A 14,961-nucleotide genomic window follows, 5' to 3' on the forward strand; every position below is an offset into this window, starting at 1 on the left:
ACGCCTCCCTTGCGCGCTTATTGGTATTTGTTATTATTGCGGACAATGGGGTGCCGTATCGTGGCGACCGTTCCTTTACCCGGCTCGCTGTCAATGCTGAGGCCGTACGGCTCGCCGTACGTCAGCCGGATCCGTGCCTGCACGTTCAAGATGCCGTATCCTCCCGTCTGCTCCGCCGTGCCTGGGTCATTCTCTGTTCCGTCATGGCCGGCTCCCGTTGCGGCCGACGCCAGGCGCTGCCTAAGCTGTGCCAGCTTCTCCGGCGCAATGCCGGCTCCATCGTCGCTGACCGTTAAATACAAGTCGCCGCCGCGCTCCGTGACTTCGATTTTCAGATGACCGGGGCCGCGCCGTTCCTTGATCCCATGATAGATCGCATTCTCCACCATCGGCTGCAGCAGCAGCTTCAGCACGTACAGCTCCATCAGCCGCGGTTCGGCGTCGATCGAATACGTCAGCTTGCTGCGGTAACGGACATGCTGGATTTTGAGATAGCTGACGATATGCTCCAGCTCATCCGAGAGCGGAATGATGTCGCTGCCTTTGCTTAAGCCCAGCCGGAACAGCTTGGAGAGCGACTGTACCACCTCGGCAATATCTTCCGCTCCTTTGTTGCGCGCCATCCAGTGGATCGTATCCAGCGTGTTGTACAGAAAATGCGGCTTGATATGCGCCTGCAGGCTGCGCAGCTCTGCTTCCCGCTTCTGGCGGGCCTGCAGCTCCGTCAGCGACAGCAGGCGGCTGATCTGGGCCAGCATGGTATTAAAGCTTCTGCCGAGCAGGCCGATTTCATCCGACCGTTTGCCCCAGTAGCGGATGGTAAGGTCTCCCGACTCCGCTTTGCTCATAAACGAAGCGAGCTGGCCGATCGGCCTTGAGATCGAATACGCCAGATAAAATGATGCCGTCATCCCCAGCATGCAGACGACAAACACGAAGGTCACCACGTTGAAGGTTATCTCGCGGACCCCGTAGGCCGATTCGTCCATCGGAAAAACGCCCACCGTTGTCCAGCCCGTAAACGCCGACGTCCGGTAAATAAGCTGGATATCCCGGCCGCCGACCCGCTCCGAGGTAATCCCCGAAGATTCGGTGAAGAGCCCCGCGGGAATGGTCTCCATGAACGGATGTTTCGGCGCGTAGACGGTCTCCCCGCTGTCATCGACTACGGTTAAATATCCCGTCTTACCCAGCGTGACGTCCCGGGCCGTTTCGGCGATGACCCGCAGCTTCAAATCGACCAGCACCACGCCTTGAACCACCTGGGTATCGGGATCGACGATCGCGCGGACCGCCGAGACGATTTCGCTTTCCTTGTAATCCACATGGGACATGACGGAGCGCCCGTAAGGATGGCCGATGATCTTGAAAATCCCTTTATTCGCCGCCGCTTCCTTATACCAGGCTTCCGCAGTCACTGTGGTGCCGGGACGGGTATACATCTCGTTGCTGATGAAATCCCCGTTCTGATTGACCAGCATAATCCCCGCAATCTCCGAACTGAGCGTCGTAAAGCCCTGCAGGAACTTGCGGATATTGTATTCGGCCGACTCGCCGTTTACCGTTTGCGCCTGCGCGGCTCCGTTCGCCAACTGTCCATTCAGGAAAGCCTGCACCCCGGGGTCGAAGGAGATCAGATAGGTTATCTTTTGCAGGTTCTCGACGTCGTTCTCCAGCGCCGTGTTCACCTTGCCGATCAGCTGCATGGTGTTTTCATTGCTCTGCTGCTCTACCCTCCGGTCCACGGTCCAGCCGATCAGCAGGCCAAGCCCGATCGACGGCAAAATGCTGATCAGCAGAAAATGAATGATCAGCTTATACCGGATCGGCATGTTGTTCATTTTCAGTTTGTCAAACGCCCGTTCCCTACGCACCGGCCGCACCTCCCAAGGCTGCTCTATCTGGCATAATAATTGTCCACGTTTGCCCGGGTAACGATGTCGATGCCGGTATCCACCTTGTCGGGAACCGGCAGCGGTTTATTGTTCGCATACGCATCCCGGTCTTCCTGCAAATCGCGGTGCAGCTCAAACAGTTCCAAGAGCGACCAGTAGCCCATATTCCATGTTCCCTGGGCCATGGTGGCGTCAATCTTGCCTTCCTTGACGAGGTCCAGCGTGCCTTTATCGGTATCGAAGCTGATGATTTTCAGCCCCGAGGCATGGCCAAGCTTCCGTTCCACCGCTTCAGCCACGCCGATTCCGCCCTTTGATTCCGTCGCAAAAATCCCGGCCAGCTGCGGATACGCCGAGAGCAGTTTCTCCGCCGCATCGCGCGAAGCCACTTGATCGCCGCGTCCGTCCTTGACGGCAACCAGCTTCATTTCCGGGAACTCGCTGCGGATTGTGGTCGTGAACCCGTCCGTGCGCTCCTGGTGGTTATGCTGCTCCGGCGTCGTGATAATCGCAACGTCCCCTTTACCTCCGGTAAGCTCCGCCATCTTCCGCGCCGCCTCCACGCCGGCTTTGTAGTTGTCTGTACCCAGGAAGGAATACGCCTTGCTGTCAGGCGCGCCCGAATCAAACAAAACGACCGGAATTCCGCTGTCCACCGCTTTATTGATCGTCTCGGTCAGCAGCTTCGAATTGACCGCCGAGACGGCGATGCCTGCCGGCTTTTTGGCAATGATCTGCTCCAGCACGGTCATTTGCTCCGCCGCATCATGCCGGGTCGAGCCGTGATATTCGACTGAAACGTTGAGTTCTTCGGCCGCATCCTCGAAGCCTTTAAGCACGCTTTTCCAATAATCGATGCCGAGCTGGAAAGTAACCATCACGTATTTATCTTCAATGCTGCCGCGCAGTCCCGCGGCCTCCCAAGTATCCGTATTGCTGCTATGCAGCTTGTAGTTCAGCACGTAAACGAGAAAAATGCCGATCAGCAGCACATAGACCAGCCACAGCTTTTTCACAATGTAACCCCTTTCAGGAATGTTGGTAGGATAGCTACAGCCATAATAACCTGTTTAATTCGAGATTGGAAGCGCGGAAAAATACAGCAAAACCGCAGGCTCCGTATACCGGAGTCCTGCGGTTTTTGATTTCGGGGATTGCTATGCGGCCTGGAGCCTGCGGCTTCGCGGTCTAATGCCCTTTAAGACGGATCTGCTTATCGTGATGCTCGCCCCACTCCTTGGCCTGCGCAGTGGCGATCGAGATGGCTCTGCCCTCTCCGTACCCGTCATCCAGCAGCGCGTTGGCGATCTCGATCGCTTTGTTGCGCACCGGGGCGGTAAAATTTTTCAAGGAATCGGGATAATCCTCTTTGGTCCACGGCATAAGATTACCTCCTTGGTCGGGATGATACTCTTTATTTACCGCGGTGCGGCAGATCTAAACACCTGTGCTTATTGGAATACTTTTACACGGTCTTCGATCGGCAGGAATTCCTTTTCGCCCGGTTCGGTCACGACTTTGCCGAAAGGCATTTGAGCGATCAACTTCCATTCCGCCGGAAGGCCGAAGGTCGATTTCACTTCATCGTCGATCAGCGGGTTATAGTGCTGGAGCGAAGCGCCGAGACCTTGCTCGGACAAAGCCGTCCACACTACGAATTGCAGGATGCCGGAAGATTGGTTGGACCAGATCGGGAAGTTTTCGGCATACAGCGCGAAGTTCTCCTGCAGGTGTTTTACGACATTTTGATCCTCGAAGAACAGCACGGTGCCGTGTCCGGCTTTGAAGGAAGCCAGCTTTTGCGCGGTGCCTTCGAATTGTTCGGTCGGCACGATCTTGCGCAGCGTTTCAGCAGTGATATCCCACAGCTTGTGATGATGCTCACCCAGCAGTACAACCGCACGCGAGCTTTGGGAGTTGAAGGAAGTAGGACTATGTAATACGGCCGTTTCAACCAATTCGACGATTTCTTTGTCCGAAATGGTGGATTCGCTGCTGATGGCATAGACGGAACGTCTTTCTTTGACGGCGTTCAGGAATTGTGTAGATGTAGACATAAATATAACTACCTCCATTTATTTTAGTTACTAACTTTTCTATATCTTAATACTTTTATTTCTGAAATGCAACCTAAATTTTCTAATCTTTTTCAGTCTGCATAACGCTCAGACCTTATTGTCACAATTTTACGAAAATCTATGCACAGCCCCGCCGGCCTACTATTTTCTATACCCGAGAAATGCTACAATGATCACCAATGACGCTGAAAGCAGGTACTGTTCATGAAAATTTCGTTACGTCCGGCGGCCGCCGCCCTTTTCCTGGCCTCCGTGATGATTGTCGGCGGCTGCAAGCAGCCCTCCGCCCCCGCCGCGGCGCTTCCGGCGCCAACCGCTTCCGCCGGCGAATCCGGCCAAGTCTCCTTCTGGGTGGCTACCGATACCCACTATCTGGACCCGGGCTTGCAGGATGGCGGTAAAGCTTTTCAAACGTATGTCAACGGCGGCGACGGCAAAATGCTCCCCTATAGCGACGAGCTGATGGACGCGCTGGTCCGCGATGCGGATCTGAAGAAGCCGAAGTTTCTGATTCTGAGCGGCGACCTGACGAACAACGGCGAAGCTGCCAGCCACAAGAAGCTGGTCGAGAAGCTGGCCAAGCTCGAACAAGACGGAACCCAGGTCTATGTCATTCCGGGGAACCACGATATTCTGAATCCGTGGGCCCGTTCATTTAAAGGCGATAAACAGGTCATTGCCGATCATATAACCGACAAGGACTTTCTCAAGCTGTACGCCGATTACGGGTACAACGAAGCTTTTTCGCGCGACGACAAAAGCCTCAGTTATGCGGTACAAGCCGCCCCGGGCCTTTGGCTGCTTATGATCGACAGCGCGCAGTATATGAATAATGAAAAATATAACTTCCCGCAGACCGACGGCCGCATTCTGCCGGAGACGCTTGTCTGGATGGAGGGAATCGCCGGACAAGCCAAACAGGCCGGAGCCTCCGTCATCACGGTGATGCACCATAACCTGATCAGCCATACTTCGCTGGCGGTATCGGGCTTTAAGCTCAACAATTCCCAGGAAGTGATGAAGGCGCTGCGCAAGGACGGCCTGGGTCTCGTATTGTCCGGCCATATTCATATGCAGGATATCCGCCGCGATCCCGATCCGGATGTCTATGATCCTGCGGCGGCGAAGCTGCTCCCGGTGTATGACATCGCCACAAGCGCGATGGCGGTCAATCCGCATCAATACGGCGCTATGACCTATGAAGCCGGAAGTCATCATTTCACTTACCATACGGCTGCGGTGGATGTTGAAGGCTGGGCCAAGGCGAAGGGCAGCCAAGATGAGAACCTGCTGAATTTCCGCGCCTATGCCGAAAAGAAGTTCACCGAGGAATCCTACGCCAAATCGATGGGACGGCTGAAGGACAGCGGCAACACCGAGGCGGAAAAAGCTTCCATGGCCGAAGTGATGGCCCGGCTTAACATCTTTTATTTTGCCGGCACCGTTGCCGAGCACCTCGATGAAATCAAGGCGCTGCCGGGCTATAAGTTATGGGAGGAAGCCGGCGAAGGCTTTATGGCCGATTACATCCGCAGCATGTCCACAGAAAAAACAAACAAAAGCAATGTTTCGCTGGAACTGACTTTGCCCGTACCGCAATGACATAAGGCACTTGGAAGGTGAAGGCTATAAGCATAAAAAAGGAGCTGTCCGTATCGGACAGCTCCTTTTTGCTCTGGACAGATTACGGGCGATCGATGTACAGATAACCGTCTTCGTCGGTCGACACTTCGGCATGCAGCGCTTGGGCGATAAAGCGGAGCGGCACATAGGCGCTGCCGTATTCATCGACAAACACCGGTCTTGGCAGCTTAAGCGCCATACCGTTCACAAGCGCCTGGTCGGAGCCGATCTTGAAGACGACCTTATCGCCGTAAACATCGTCGGTTACGGAAATGGAGCGGTCGACGGCATTCCAGGCCAGCGCGGCATCCAGATCCTCGGCGATATAACGAAGCGGCACATACGTTGTTCCCTGAATCACGATCGGATAGTAAATATCGTCATCCGGGGCAATGACCACGGATCTGGCCGTAATGCCGAAGTCGTTCTTCAGAATACCGTAAACCGCGGAATTTGGTTCGAAGCTGCGCAGCATTTGTCCCGGGGTCAGCGATGTTTGCGAGAGGTCAATCGCCCCGTGCGCATCAATCGCGTCGGCGGTAACCGGACCGTTAACGTTCCATACCTGGGTCGTCGCCTGGAGCGACACGCTTTGCAGCGGCAGCGATTCGCTTGTCGGCAGCGCAATGTTCAATGCGATATTCTGCTTGCGGATATGGAAGCCGCTGTCCACGAACAGATCGACGCCAAGTTTCGTATTCGCACTGAGAACCGTCTTCAGTTCCGGGGCCTCTTCATACAGGCTGGCTAAAGTGCTATCGTACTGCAGCAGGAGCGTATCAATGGCCAGCTTGGCGGCGTCATGCGCCACTGTTACGACGCCTTCTTTGTCATTCATCGGAACCTTGCCCAGACCAAATTCGTCCAGATCCACGGAACCGTTGCCCGTACGTTCAAGCAGCGGATACAGATAATCGTACAGTCCGCTGAGCAGTGCCGTGAAACCCTCGGTATCCTTGGAGACCGATTTCAGGAAGCTTTTCGCCAGCCCCGGCAGCTGTTCGCCGGTCACCTCGGCATGCACCTTGGTCAGGCTTAAGTTCTCGCCGTATACCGATTCGCTTACATTCGCGACGCTAAGCGATGACGGGTTCGGAAGATTTTTCACAATGAAGGTGGTCAGAAGCTTGGAGATTTCCTTGCCCTGCTCCGGCGTCAGTCCTTCCACGCCTGCAGCCTGGCTGTAGTCGGCGATAGGATAAACAAACGGCTGTTTGGCCCCCTCTGCGGTGAAGACAATGGCCTTGTCATCCATAAAGAGCGAAAACGGAATATTGGCGCCTTTGTATCCGACTTGGCCCGAAGCCGAAAGGTTGCCGTTCTCCTGCTGCTTCAAATGGCCAATTGTTAGCGATAAAGAATTAATAAGATCGACGATCTGCTGATCTTCTTCGCTGATTCCCGGAGCAGGCACGGCTTTCAGCGACATCGTAAGACTCGATTCCGACGATTTGACCTCAAGATCGCCAAGCAGCGCTTTCGTGACGTCAAAACCGAAGACGGACTGGCAGCCGGCCGCAATCAGCATTAAGGCGAGCAGCGGCAGCAGCATTCTGGTTTTCCATTTTTTCATAGCACATCTCCTTTTCCGTGAATTCGTTGCATCTTTTAACCATAAGCGGAATCTTCCCCTAATATGTCATGTTGTTTGTAAAAAGTCTATATGTTTATTAAGCTCCGCCAATCAATAGATACCCCATTCCCAAATTGCAGAATCTTCCAAACGGCAAGAATCGTCAGATGCACCGGGTAAAAGGATCTCCAGAGCAGACGCGGTGCCCGGACGCCTTCGATTTTTCTCCAGAGCGCCGGCGTGTAGGCAATGAAGATGGTCGGAATAATGCTGAGCAACTGCACCAGCCAACCATAATAGAAGAGAAAAATGAGATTCAGCGCAAAATGAGCCGGAACCAGCCATTTTGGGCGTAAATACCGGAAGATGAGCACCAGCAGAAGACCATAAGCATTGTAATCAAAAGGCAGCCGGTCCATCAGCACAAGCGCGCCAAGAATAACCGGGACGGCAATCCATGGAGACCGGTATTTATCCAGCAGCAGCAGTACGGCGCCCGAAAGAAGCAGCGAAAACACGACATTCCATCCTGCGGGATCCAGCGCCAGATTGTAGGGAATCTGCGAGAGCAGCGCAATCAGCAGCAGCCTCACCAGATGGCGGCTCCGGGATGACGTATGCTGATGGGCGAGCACAAGCGCGTAGCAATAAAGCGGAAAGGCGATCCGGCCAATCTCCCTCCATACTAAATCCCGGGGAAAAAAGATATAGCCGATGTGGTCAGCATGGCGATAAACTGCATGGTGTTCTCCTCCCCTGCCCGTTCAGAACATCAAATCACGTGCATATTGCTTGCCTTCCAGCAGATCGTACTCCACCATCCGGTAATCGTCCAGCAGCTTCTTCTGGACTTCGCTTAATCCGGTGACGGTTTCGCCGTTTGCGCCGATCAGCACCGATTTGCTTAAGCCCGGAAGCTCGGCGCGCACCTGTTCCAGCATTTTGTAATATGCAGGCAGCGCTTGTCCGGCATACCCAAACACCGTTGGCCCGATAAATGCCGGACTCAGGGTGCCAAGCGGCTTGTCGCCAATATCATAATTGGCAAGCATCATCAGCTGGGTTTCATGCTTCAGCCTCGGCTCCTGATCCCAACCGGAAGCGGAATAAATGCCGGAGGATAAAGCCGGCAGATGATCGCCCCAGAAGATGACGAGCGTCGGCCGCTCAAGATGAAGCAGCTGCTGCTGCAAATCGCGAAGGGCGGCATCCGTCAGCCGGGTATCCTGCGTGTAGGTCTCCAGCTCGTCCTTCATATCGGATGTAACGCCTGTGATTCTTATCGTGTTCTCCCCGTTTAACCCTTTCGTAAATGGAAAATGGTTCTGCATCGTCACCAGATGAAGAAATACCGGCGTATCGGACGTTTTCAGCTCCCGCACCGCCTCATCGACGGCGGCCTGGTCGGAAATATAGCCGCCGGGCGTCATCCGCCGGGCAGCCGGCAGATCCTTCTGGGAAGTAAATGTGTCGAACCCGAGCATCGGATACACGCGGTTGCGGTTATAGAAGGTCTCGTCAAACGGGTGCAGCGCCAGCGTGCGGTAGCCCCGCTCCTTCAAGATGCTGACCACGGACGGCAGCGAATCCATTTTGACCAGCCGCTGCTGGTACGGAATGGAGCCGTCGTTCAGAAAGTACATGGATAAACCGGTCAGCGCTTCAAACTCCACATTGGCCGTGTTCCCGCCGAATTCGGGCGAAAGCAAATAACCGGACGGCGTTTTCGAACGTTCGCTGTGGATGAAGCTCAGGGGGTCCTGGCTGAAAGCGTAAGCGGTTAGCCTCGTCGGATCAAAAAAAGCTTCGTCCATCATAAACACGATGTTCGGCGTTTCCGGCGGAACCGCCGCTGCCGCGTGATCCGGCTGCCCGCCGTATGCCGCGGCAATCTTCGTTATGGCTTGGCGGCTGTAGCCCTCCGGCTCGCTCATCAGCTTCTGCTTCAGATTGCCGGCAAACGCGAATACGAAACCGTTCTGCGCATAATTGGCCTTCTGGTTCCAGAACAGGTTCTCGTAATCGAGCCGTTGCGCCAAAGCCGTGTTGCCGCCGACGGTAATCATGAAGCCGGCAGCCACTGCGGCCGAGGTGACGGCAAGCAAGATCCGCTTCAGCGGCTGCAGCTTGACGCGGGGAAGCTTCAGCACGAGTCCGACCCCAAGAATGACGGCCAAACCGCCGGCGATAAGCTCAAGCGGAGACAACATTCCTTTGGTGATCGTGCCCATCTCCCCCGCATTATGCAGCAGCATCAGATCCCAGGGAAACAGCGGCTCGCCGGTGGTTGCCAGCTTTTTATAATCGGCAAGGCCAAGTACCACCAGCAGCGCCGTGCAGCAGGCAGGGCCTGCATACATATTGGGCAGCACCATCGCCGCGGCCAGCAATATACAGAAGAAAAATGCACTGCCGGCCAAATACAGCCAAGGCTCTGCGCCGATCCAGCCGATGACGCCGGCGGCGTCCATCTTCAGCGACGCCATCTGCATATAGAAATTCAGAAGGAAACCCAGCAGCAGCATAAAAAAAAGAAACAGCATAATTCGTTTGGCGGGTCTTCGATGTAACAAAGCGAGGTTTCACTCCTATCTAAAGCTTAAGCGGGTAGAATAAAGCGGGAAGCAGCTTGATCCTGCTCCCCGCCATTTTTTAAAGGCTAAACCTTATTTTACGTAGAAACGGGCGGTCTCTTCCCAGTATTCGCCCGGCTCCAGTCCGAACAAACCGATCTCATCGGCCGGGAGATCCACCTTCGGCGCGTTGACGAGGTTGATCTGCGGTTCCGGGCAAAAGAAGCCTTCCGTTGCGCCGTTGTTCCAGATCATCCACTGCTTGTACGAAGTGCCGACATCGTAAACGAGCGTAACGCCGGCTTTGCTGTCGGTCAGCTCCATGCGGTTGCGGCCATTTTGCGGAACAGCCGTGTAGTGGTTGTCCATCGGTGCGTAGAACGGATACAGCCCTTCGCCCTTCATGGCAATTTCGTCTGCGGTCAGCTCCTGGAATTTGCCGGTCGGCAGCATACGCTCGCTCAGCTCCCAGCGGTTGCCGATCGTCAGCTTGACGCGGTAATCCTGGGCAGCGCTGCCCGGTGCAAACGGAGCGTTCACGGCGGTATGGAATGCGAGCAGGCATGGCATCTGTTCTTCGCCGTCGTTATGTACCAGCAGATGCTGCGTCAAACCGCCGTCGCCAAGGGTATAGCGCAGCTTGACCGTGTACTTGAACGGTAGGTATTCATAGGAAGGATGCTTCTCATCAACGGTGATGGCTACGGTGACGAAGCTTTCGCTCTTCGTGGTGCCGAATTCAACCAGTTCCCAAGCCGCGGTGTGCAAAAATCCGTGCAGGTGGTTGCCCGTCGCCGTTTCGTTTACCGGAAATTGATAGGTTTTGCCGTTCCACGGAAATTGTCCGTCCTCATAACGGTTCGGAGGGAACAATACGGGAATGCCATGGATGCCCGGGTTGGCTTTGAAGCTGTCCATTTCGGCCGCACCTGGCTCATGCAAGAAATTGTAACCGTTTTCGGTGTCACGGAAGCAGATCAGGTTGCCGCCGATCCCCGGCAGGATTGCAGCCTCGTATTTGCCCGCTTTCAGCCATACCGCGGGTTCCCCTTCGTATGTTCCTTCATAAGCAGTAATTGTCATGCTTTGTAACTCTCCCTTCGAAAGTTTCAAAAAATGCTTTCTACCTGATAGATTACCACATTCGGGCAGTCTCCCGCACCTATTTTACAATTGCTCCACTTCTACGCTCATCACATTCTCAATTTTCTTGACATCATTATAGACCTCGGTCGCATAATCCCGCTCCGGCGTGGTCAGCACCATATCGATCATCTGCCGGCCGTCGTCCAGGTCTTTGATTTTCAGCCTGCGGACGGTGCGGACCATTCTTTTCCTGCCCGCTTCAGGGCTGTGGCAAATTGTGATCTGGCCGATTAGATCGCCGAGCACATAACCGTGCTGCATGATGATTTTCACGGAAATTTCGTGTTTGTTGAGCACTTGGGGACCGAACCAGCGGATCAGATGCGGAACGGCATTTACAGCAAACATTAACAGCACGACCGCATAAGCCGCCTCCAGATAAAAGCCCGCCCCGACCGCAATGCCGATGCCGGAAGCCGTCCAGATCAGCGCTGCGGACGTCAATCCCGAAATGGCGTCGCCGCCGCGGCGGAGAATAACGCCCGCCCCCAGAAAACCGATCCCGCTGACGATCTGAGCCGCCAGGCGCATCGGGTCCATGTTCGGATGTTCGCTGCCGCCGAATTTGTCATACGCATGGATCGAAACCAGCGTCACTAGGCAGCTTGCGATGCTGATGACCATGCTCGTGCGAATGCCCAGCGGCTTCTGCTTAAGCTGGCGGTCAATGCCGATAAACAGTCCGAGCAGCATCGCGACGAGCAGCTTCAGAATGGATTCGGTATGCATATCAAAGTTCAGAATCATGAATCCACCTCCAGTCAAGATAAATAACAGTATACAAGAAAATATGCCGCTTGCTTAGCACATTTTACCCGGGTCGGGACCGTAAAAATCATTTTTCGCAAAATCGCCCCGGCAGACCAGCTTTGATTATACAGCTATATTCATTTCCGCGGGTCAAAAAAAGAGCTTCAAAAAAAAAGACCCGTCAACCGCCCGCAGGCGGTTGAACAGGTCCTAATTCAGCAGCAGATGATGCAGTTGCTTGAGGGTAAAAAGGTTAGCCCAATATCATCCGGTCGTCGGACAGCTTATGGCCGCTGATCGCTTCGAATTCGCCTAGCAGGCGCTCCACGGTCAAATCCTTCTTCCGCTGTTCATCGATATCCAGGATAATCGTCCCTTTGTCCATCATGATCAGACGGTTACCCAGGCGGATGGCCTGGTCCATATTATGCGTTACCATCAGCGTCGTGAGCTTCATCTCGCGCACAATCGATTCGGTCAGCCGGGTGATCAGTTCCGCGCGGGAAGGGTCCAGCGCCGCCGTGTGCTCGTCAAGCAGCAGGATCTGCGGCTTGGTGAAGGTCGCCATCAGCAGGCTAAGCGCTTGGCGCTCCCCGCCGGACAACAGGCCGACTTTGGCCCGCAAACGGTCCTCCAGGCCAATGCCCAACTTGCTGAGCTGCTCTTTGAACATCTTCCGTTTGGCTGCGTTGACGCCGAACGAAAGCCCCCGCGCCTCTCCTCTCCGGTACGCCATCGCCAGGTTTTCTTCGATGGTCATATGCGGGGCGGTGCCGGCCATCGGGTCCTGGAAGACACGGCCGATCCAGCGGGCCCGCTGGTATTCCGCCAGCGAGCTGATATTGCTGCCGTCGATCCGCGCTTGGCCGAGATCCGGTTTCAGCACGCCCGAGATAATGTTCATCAGCGTCGATTTGCCTGCGCCGTTGCTGCCGATGACCGTCACGAAATCGCCGGCGTTCAGCTCCAGATCGATGCCAAGCAAAGCGATTTTCTCATCCGGCGTACCTGGATTGAACAGTTTGGAGACATTATCGAGTTTCAGCATAATCTGCGCCTCCTTTCTTGCGGTTCAGCGCCAGACGCGCCAGCTCCTCGGTCCGTTTACGGGCCGTGCTCTTCTGTCTGAAATAACGCTGAATCGAAGGGAAGACAAGCGCGATAATAACGATAATCGCCGTAATCAGCTTCAGGTCCGAAGCGTTAAGCCAAGGAACCCTCAGCGCAGAGGCAACGACGATCCGGTATACGATCGAACCGAGTACCACAGCCAGCGTTGCGCGGAAGACGCTCCCTGCGCCGAAGATGGCTTCCCCGATAATGACCGAAGCCAAACCGATGACGATCATCCCGATGCCCATTGAGATATCGGCAAAGCTGCTGTACTGCGCGATCAGTGCGCCTGACAGCGCCACCAGGCCATTGGACAGGCTGATGCCGAGAATTGTTGTGGTATCCGTGTTGACGCCGAAGCTGCGGATCATCCGGGCATTGTCCCCGGTCGCCCGCAGAGCAAGACCCAGGTCGGTGCGCAGGAATAGATCCATCAGGATTTTGAAGAAAATCACCGCAAACGGCATGACGACCAGCGGTTTCAGCGAAGTGAATACCGTATCCTCGCCCATCAGCGAAAGATTCGGTTTGCCCATGATCCGCAGGTTAATCGAATAAAGCGCGATCATCATCAAGATCCCGGACAGCAGGCCGTTGATCTTGCCTTTGGTGTGCAGCAAGCCCGTACACATGCCGGCAAGCATCCCGCCAAGCAACGCACAAATCGTCGCCAGCCAGGCCGAATAGCCATGGGTGATCATAACTGCGGCGATGGCGCCGCCGGTGGTAAAGCTGCCGTCCACGGTCAAATCGGGAAAATCCAGAATACGAAAAGTGATGTAGACGCCCAGAGCCATAAATGCATACAGCAGGCCCAGCTCCAGCGCGCCGGTCAATGAATCCAGCATAAGAAACTTCCTCCCTCAAGCGGCAAAGGGCGCTTCAACGTAGAAACGCCCCGTATGATGTCTATAATTATTGAATGAGATTTGTATCCGGATCGGTTACGGCAGCTTTCATGGCGTCCGTTACTTCGATGCCCTGCGCTTCCGCGGCTTTCAGGTTCAGAATCAGATCCAGCTTCTCCTGCATCGTCACTTTCATGTCGCCGGGATTTTTACCGTTCTTGAGCACGTCTACAGCCATTTGCCCCAGTTGGTAGCCATGATCGTAGTATTTGAAGCCCACTGTTGCAAAAGCGCCCTTCTCTACCGTATCGCGGTCTGCCGCGAAGAATGGAATCTTCTTGTCATTGGCGATTTGGATGATGGTATCCACCGCGCTCACCACTGTATTGTCCAGCGTCAGGTAGAAGGCATCCACTCGGCCGACCAGGGATTCCGCAGCCTGTTTGACTTCGGAAGTATTCGTAACCGCCGCCTTCACGAGTTCTATGCCGTGTTTGCTCAGTTCTTCCTGGGCGATGTTCGCCATGACGACGGCATTCGGCTCGCCTTCATTGATGACCAGCCCAACTTTCTTCACGTTCGGGAAGTTCTCGGCAATAAACTGCATCAGCCGGTTGATCGCTTCCGGATTTGTATCGGAGGCCCCGGAGACGTTGCCGCCCGGATGCTCAAGATCGGTAACCAGCTTTGCGTCCAGCGGATCGGTAACCGCTGCGAACAGGATCGGCGTATCCTTGCTTACCGCCTGGACGACCGCCTGTGCGGACGGCGTTGCGATGGCGATGACGAGGTCATTTTTATCCCCGGCGATCTTCTGCGCGACGGAGATGTTATTCGCCTGGTCGGCCTGGGCATTCTCCAGGTCCACGGTCAGGTTCTCGCCTTCGACCAGCCCGGCGTCCTTCAGCGCAGCCATAATCCCTTCACGGGTGGCATCCAGCGCCGGATGCTCGACATACTGGGAGATCGCAATTTTATAGGAGGTTTTCTCGGCCGTCCCTCCATTGGCCGGCGCGTTGGTTGCTTCGCCCGCCGCATTGCCGCCGGAGGCCGCATTTTTTGCATTTCCATTGTTGTTCCCGCAGCCGGCAATCGCCAGTACGAGGATCAGACACAGCGCAAGCCACATGTTCTTCTTCATCGAATTACCCCTTTTCTGTTTACGGTATCAGCGCGTGCATCAATGTGAGCGGTTAAGCATTGACGCTTTTACCTATAAAAGCGTTAAAGCGCAGGCAGACATCCCGGCCACAATAAATACAGCAAATCTATTAAACTAATCTTAAATGGAGCCTGAATATCCGTCAATCCTTAATGTTTGCGCCAGATTTTACAATTCGCGCACAATGTCCCCCGCAGGCG

Annotated in this window: 13 protein-coding genes; 1 reads left to right on the forward strand and 12 read right to left on the reverse strand. The window is 54.9% G+C overall.

Going from position 1 to position 14,961, the window contains the following annotated elements:
* Positions 1-17: 17 nt before the first annotated feature.
* The 4 genes from BMW84_RS06235 to BMW84_RS06250 form a co-directional block, all read right to left on the reverse strand.
* On the reverse strand, positions 18-1,841 hold the full coding sequence (locus BMW84_RS06235) for a cache domain-containing sensor histidine kinase (protein ID WP_091068116.1): 1,824 nt from the start codon (positions 1,839-1,841) through the stop codon (positions 18-20).
* Between the two features lie 56 nt (positions 1,842-1,897).
* A complete protein-coding gene (locus BMW84_RS06240; RefSeq protein WP_091065633.1) occupies positions 1,898-2,911 on the reverse strand; it encodes a substrate-binding domain-containing protein in 1,014 nt (337 codons plus the stop codon).
* Positions 2,912-3,083: 172 nt separating this feature from the next.
* Complete coding sequence (locus tag BMW84_RS06245) at positions 3,084-3,278, reverse strand: DUF2188 domain-containing protein (protein WP_091065636.1); 195 nt, start codon at positions 3,276-3,278, stop codon at positions 3,084-3,086.
* Between the two features lie 68 nt (positions 3,279-3,346).
* The gene (locus BMW84_RS06250; RefSeq protein ID WP_091065637.1) at positions 3,347-3,952 is read right to left on the reverse strand and encodes a nitroreductase family protein; all 606 of its coding nucleotides are present in this window, start codon (positions 3,950-3,952) and stop codon (positions 3,347-3,349) included.
* Positions 3,953-4,177: 225 nt separating this feature from the next.
* Here BMW84_RS06250 and BMW84_RS06255 point away from each other — a divergent pair, with 225 nt between their 5' ends.
* Complete coding sequence (locus BMW84_RS06255) at positions 4,178-5,575, forward strand: metallophosphoesterase (protein ID WP_091065640.1); 1,398 nt, start codon at positions 4,178-4,180, stop codon at positions 5,573-5,575.
* Between the two features lie 82 nt (positions 5,576-5,657).
* On the opposite strand, the gene BMW84_RS06260 is transcribed toward BMW84_RS06255, so the two are convergent.
* From BMW84_RS06260 to BMW84_RS06295, 8 genes are all read right to left on the reverse strand, one after another.
* Entirely contained in the window at positions 5,658-7,169 is a 1,512-nt protein-coding gene (locus BMW84_RS06260) for a copper amine oxidase N-terminal domain-containing protein (RefSeq protein WP_091065642.1), read from the reverse strand.
* 86 nt (positions 7,170-7,255) lie between these two features.
* On the reverse strand, positions 7,256-7,885 hold the full coding sequence (locus BMW84_RS06265; RefSeq protein ID WP_368086714.1) for a TraX family protein: 630 nt from the start codon (positions 7,883-7,885) through the stop codon (positions 7,256-7,258).
* Positions 7,886-7,933: 48 nt separating this feature from the next.
* Positions 7,934-9,742: an LTA synthase family protein gene (locus tag BMW84_RS06270; RefSeq protein ID WP_139209589.1), complete on the reverse strand. Its 1,809-nt coding sequence runs from the start codon at positions 9,740-9,742 to the stop codon at positions 7,934-7,936.
* Positions 9,743-9,835: 93 nt separating this feature from the next.
* A complete protein-coding gene (locus tag BMW84_RS06275; protein ID WP_091065646.1) occupies positions 9,836-10,825 on the reverse strand; it encodes an aldose 1-epimerase in 990 nt (329 codons plus the stop codon).
* A gap of 84 nt (positions 10,826-10,909) precedes the next feature.
* The gene (locus tag BMW84_RS06280) at positions 10,910-11,635 is read right to left on the reverse strand and encodes an MgtC/SapB family protein (RefSeq protein ID WP_254772881.1); all 726 of its coding nucleotides are present in this window, start codon (positions 11,633-11,635) and stop codon (positions 10,910-10,912) included.
* A gap of 256 nt (positions 11,636-11,891) precedes the next feature.
* A complete protein-coding gene (locus tag BMW84_RS06285; protein WP_091065649.1) occupies positions 11,892-12,686 on the reverse strand; it encodes an ABC transporter ATP-binding protein in 795 nt (264 codons plus the stop codon).
* Positions 12,670-13,599, reverse strand: a complete 930-nt coding sequence (locus tag BMW84_RS06290; protein WP_091065651.1) for an ABC transporter permease — start codon at positions 13,597-13,599, stop codon at positions 12,670-12,672. The genes BMW84_RS06285 and BMW84_RS06290 overlap by 17 nt, the downstream gene beginning before the upstream one ends.
* A gap of 67 nt (positions 13,600-13,666) precedes the next feature.
* Positions 13,667-14,740, reverse strand: coding sequence for an ABC transporter substrate-binding protein (locus tag BMW84_RS06295; protein WP_091065654.1), 1,074 nt, complete (start codon positions 14,738-14,740; stop codon positions 13,667-13,669).
* Positions 14,741-14,961: the final 221 nt, after the last annotated feature.

The sequence above is a fragment of the Paenibacillus sp. NFR01 genome (assembly GCF_900111565.1).
In the GTDB taxonomy this organism is placed as follows: Bacteria; Bacillota; Bacilli; order Paenibacillales; family Paenibacillaceae; genus Paenibacillus_AQ.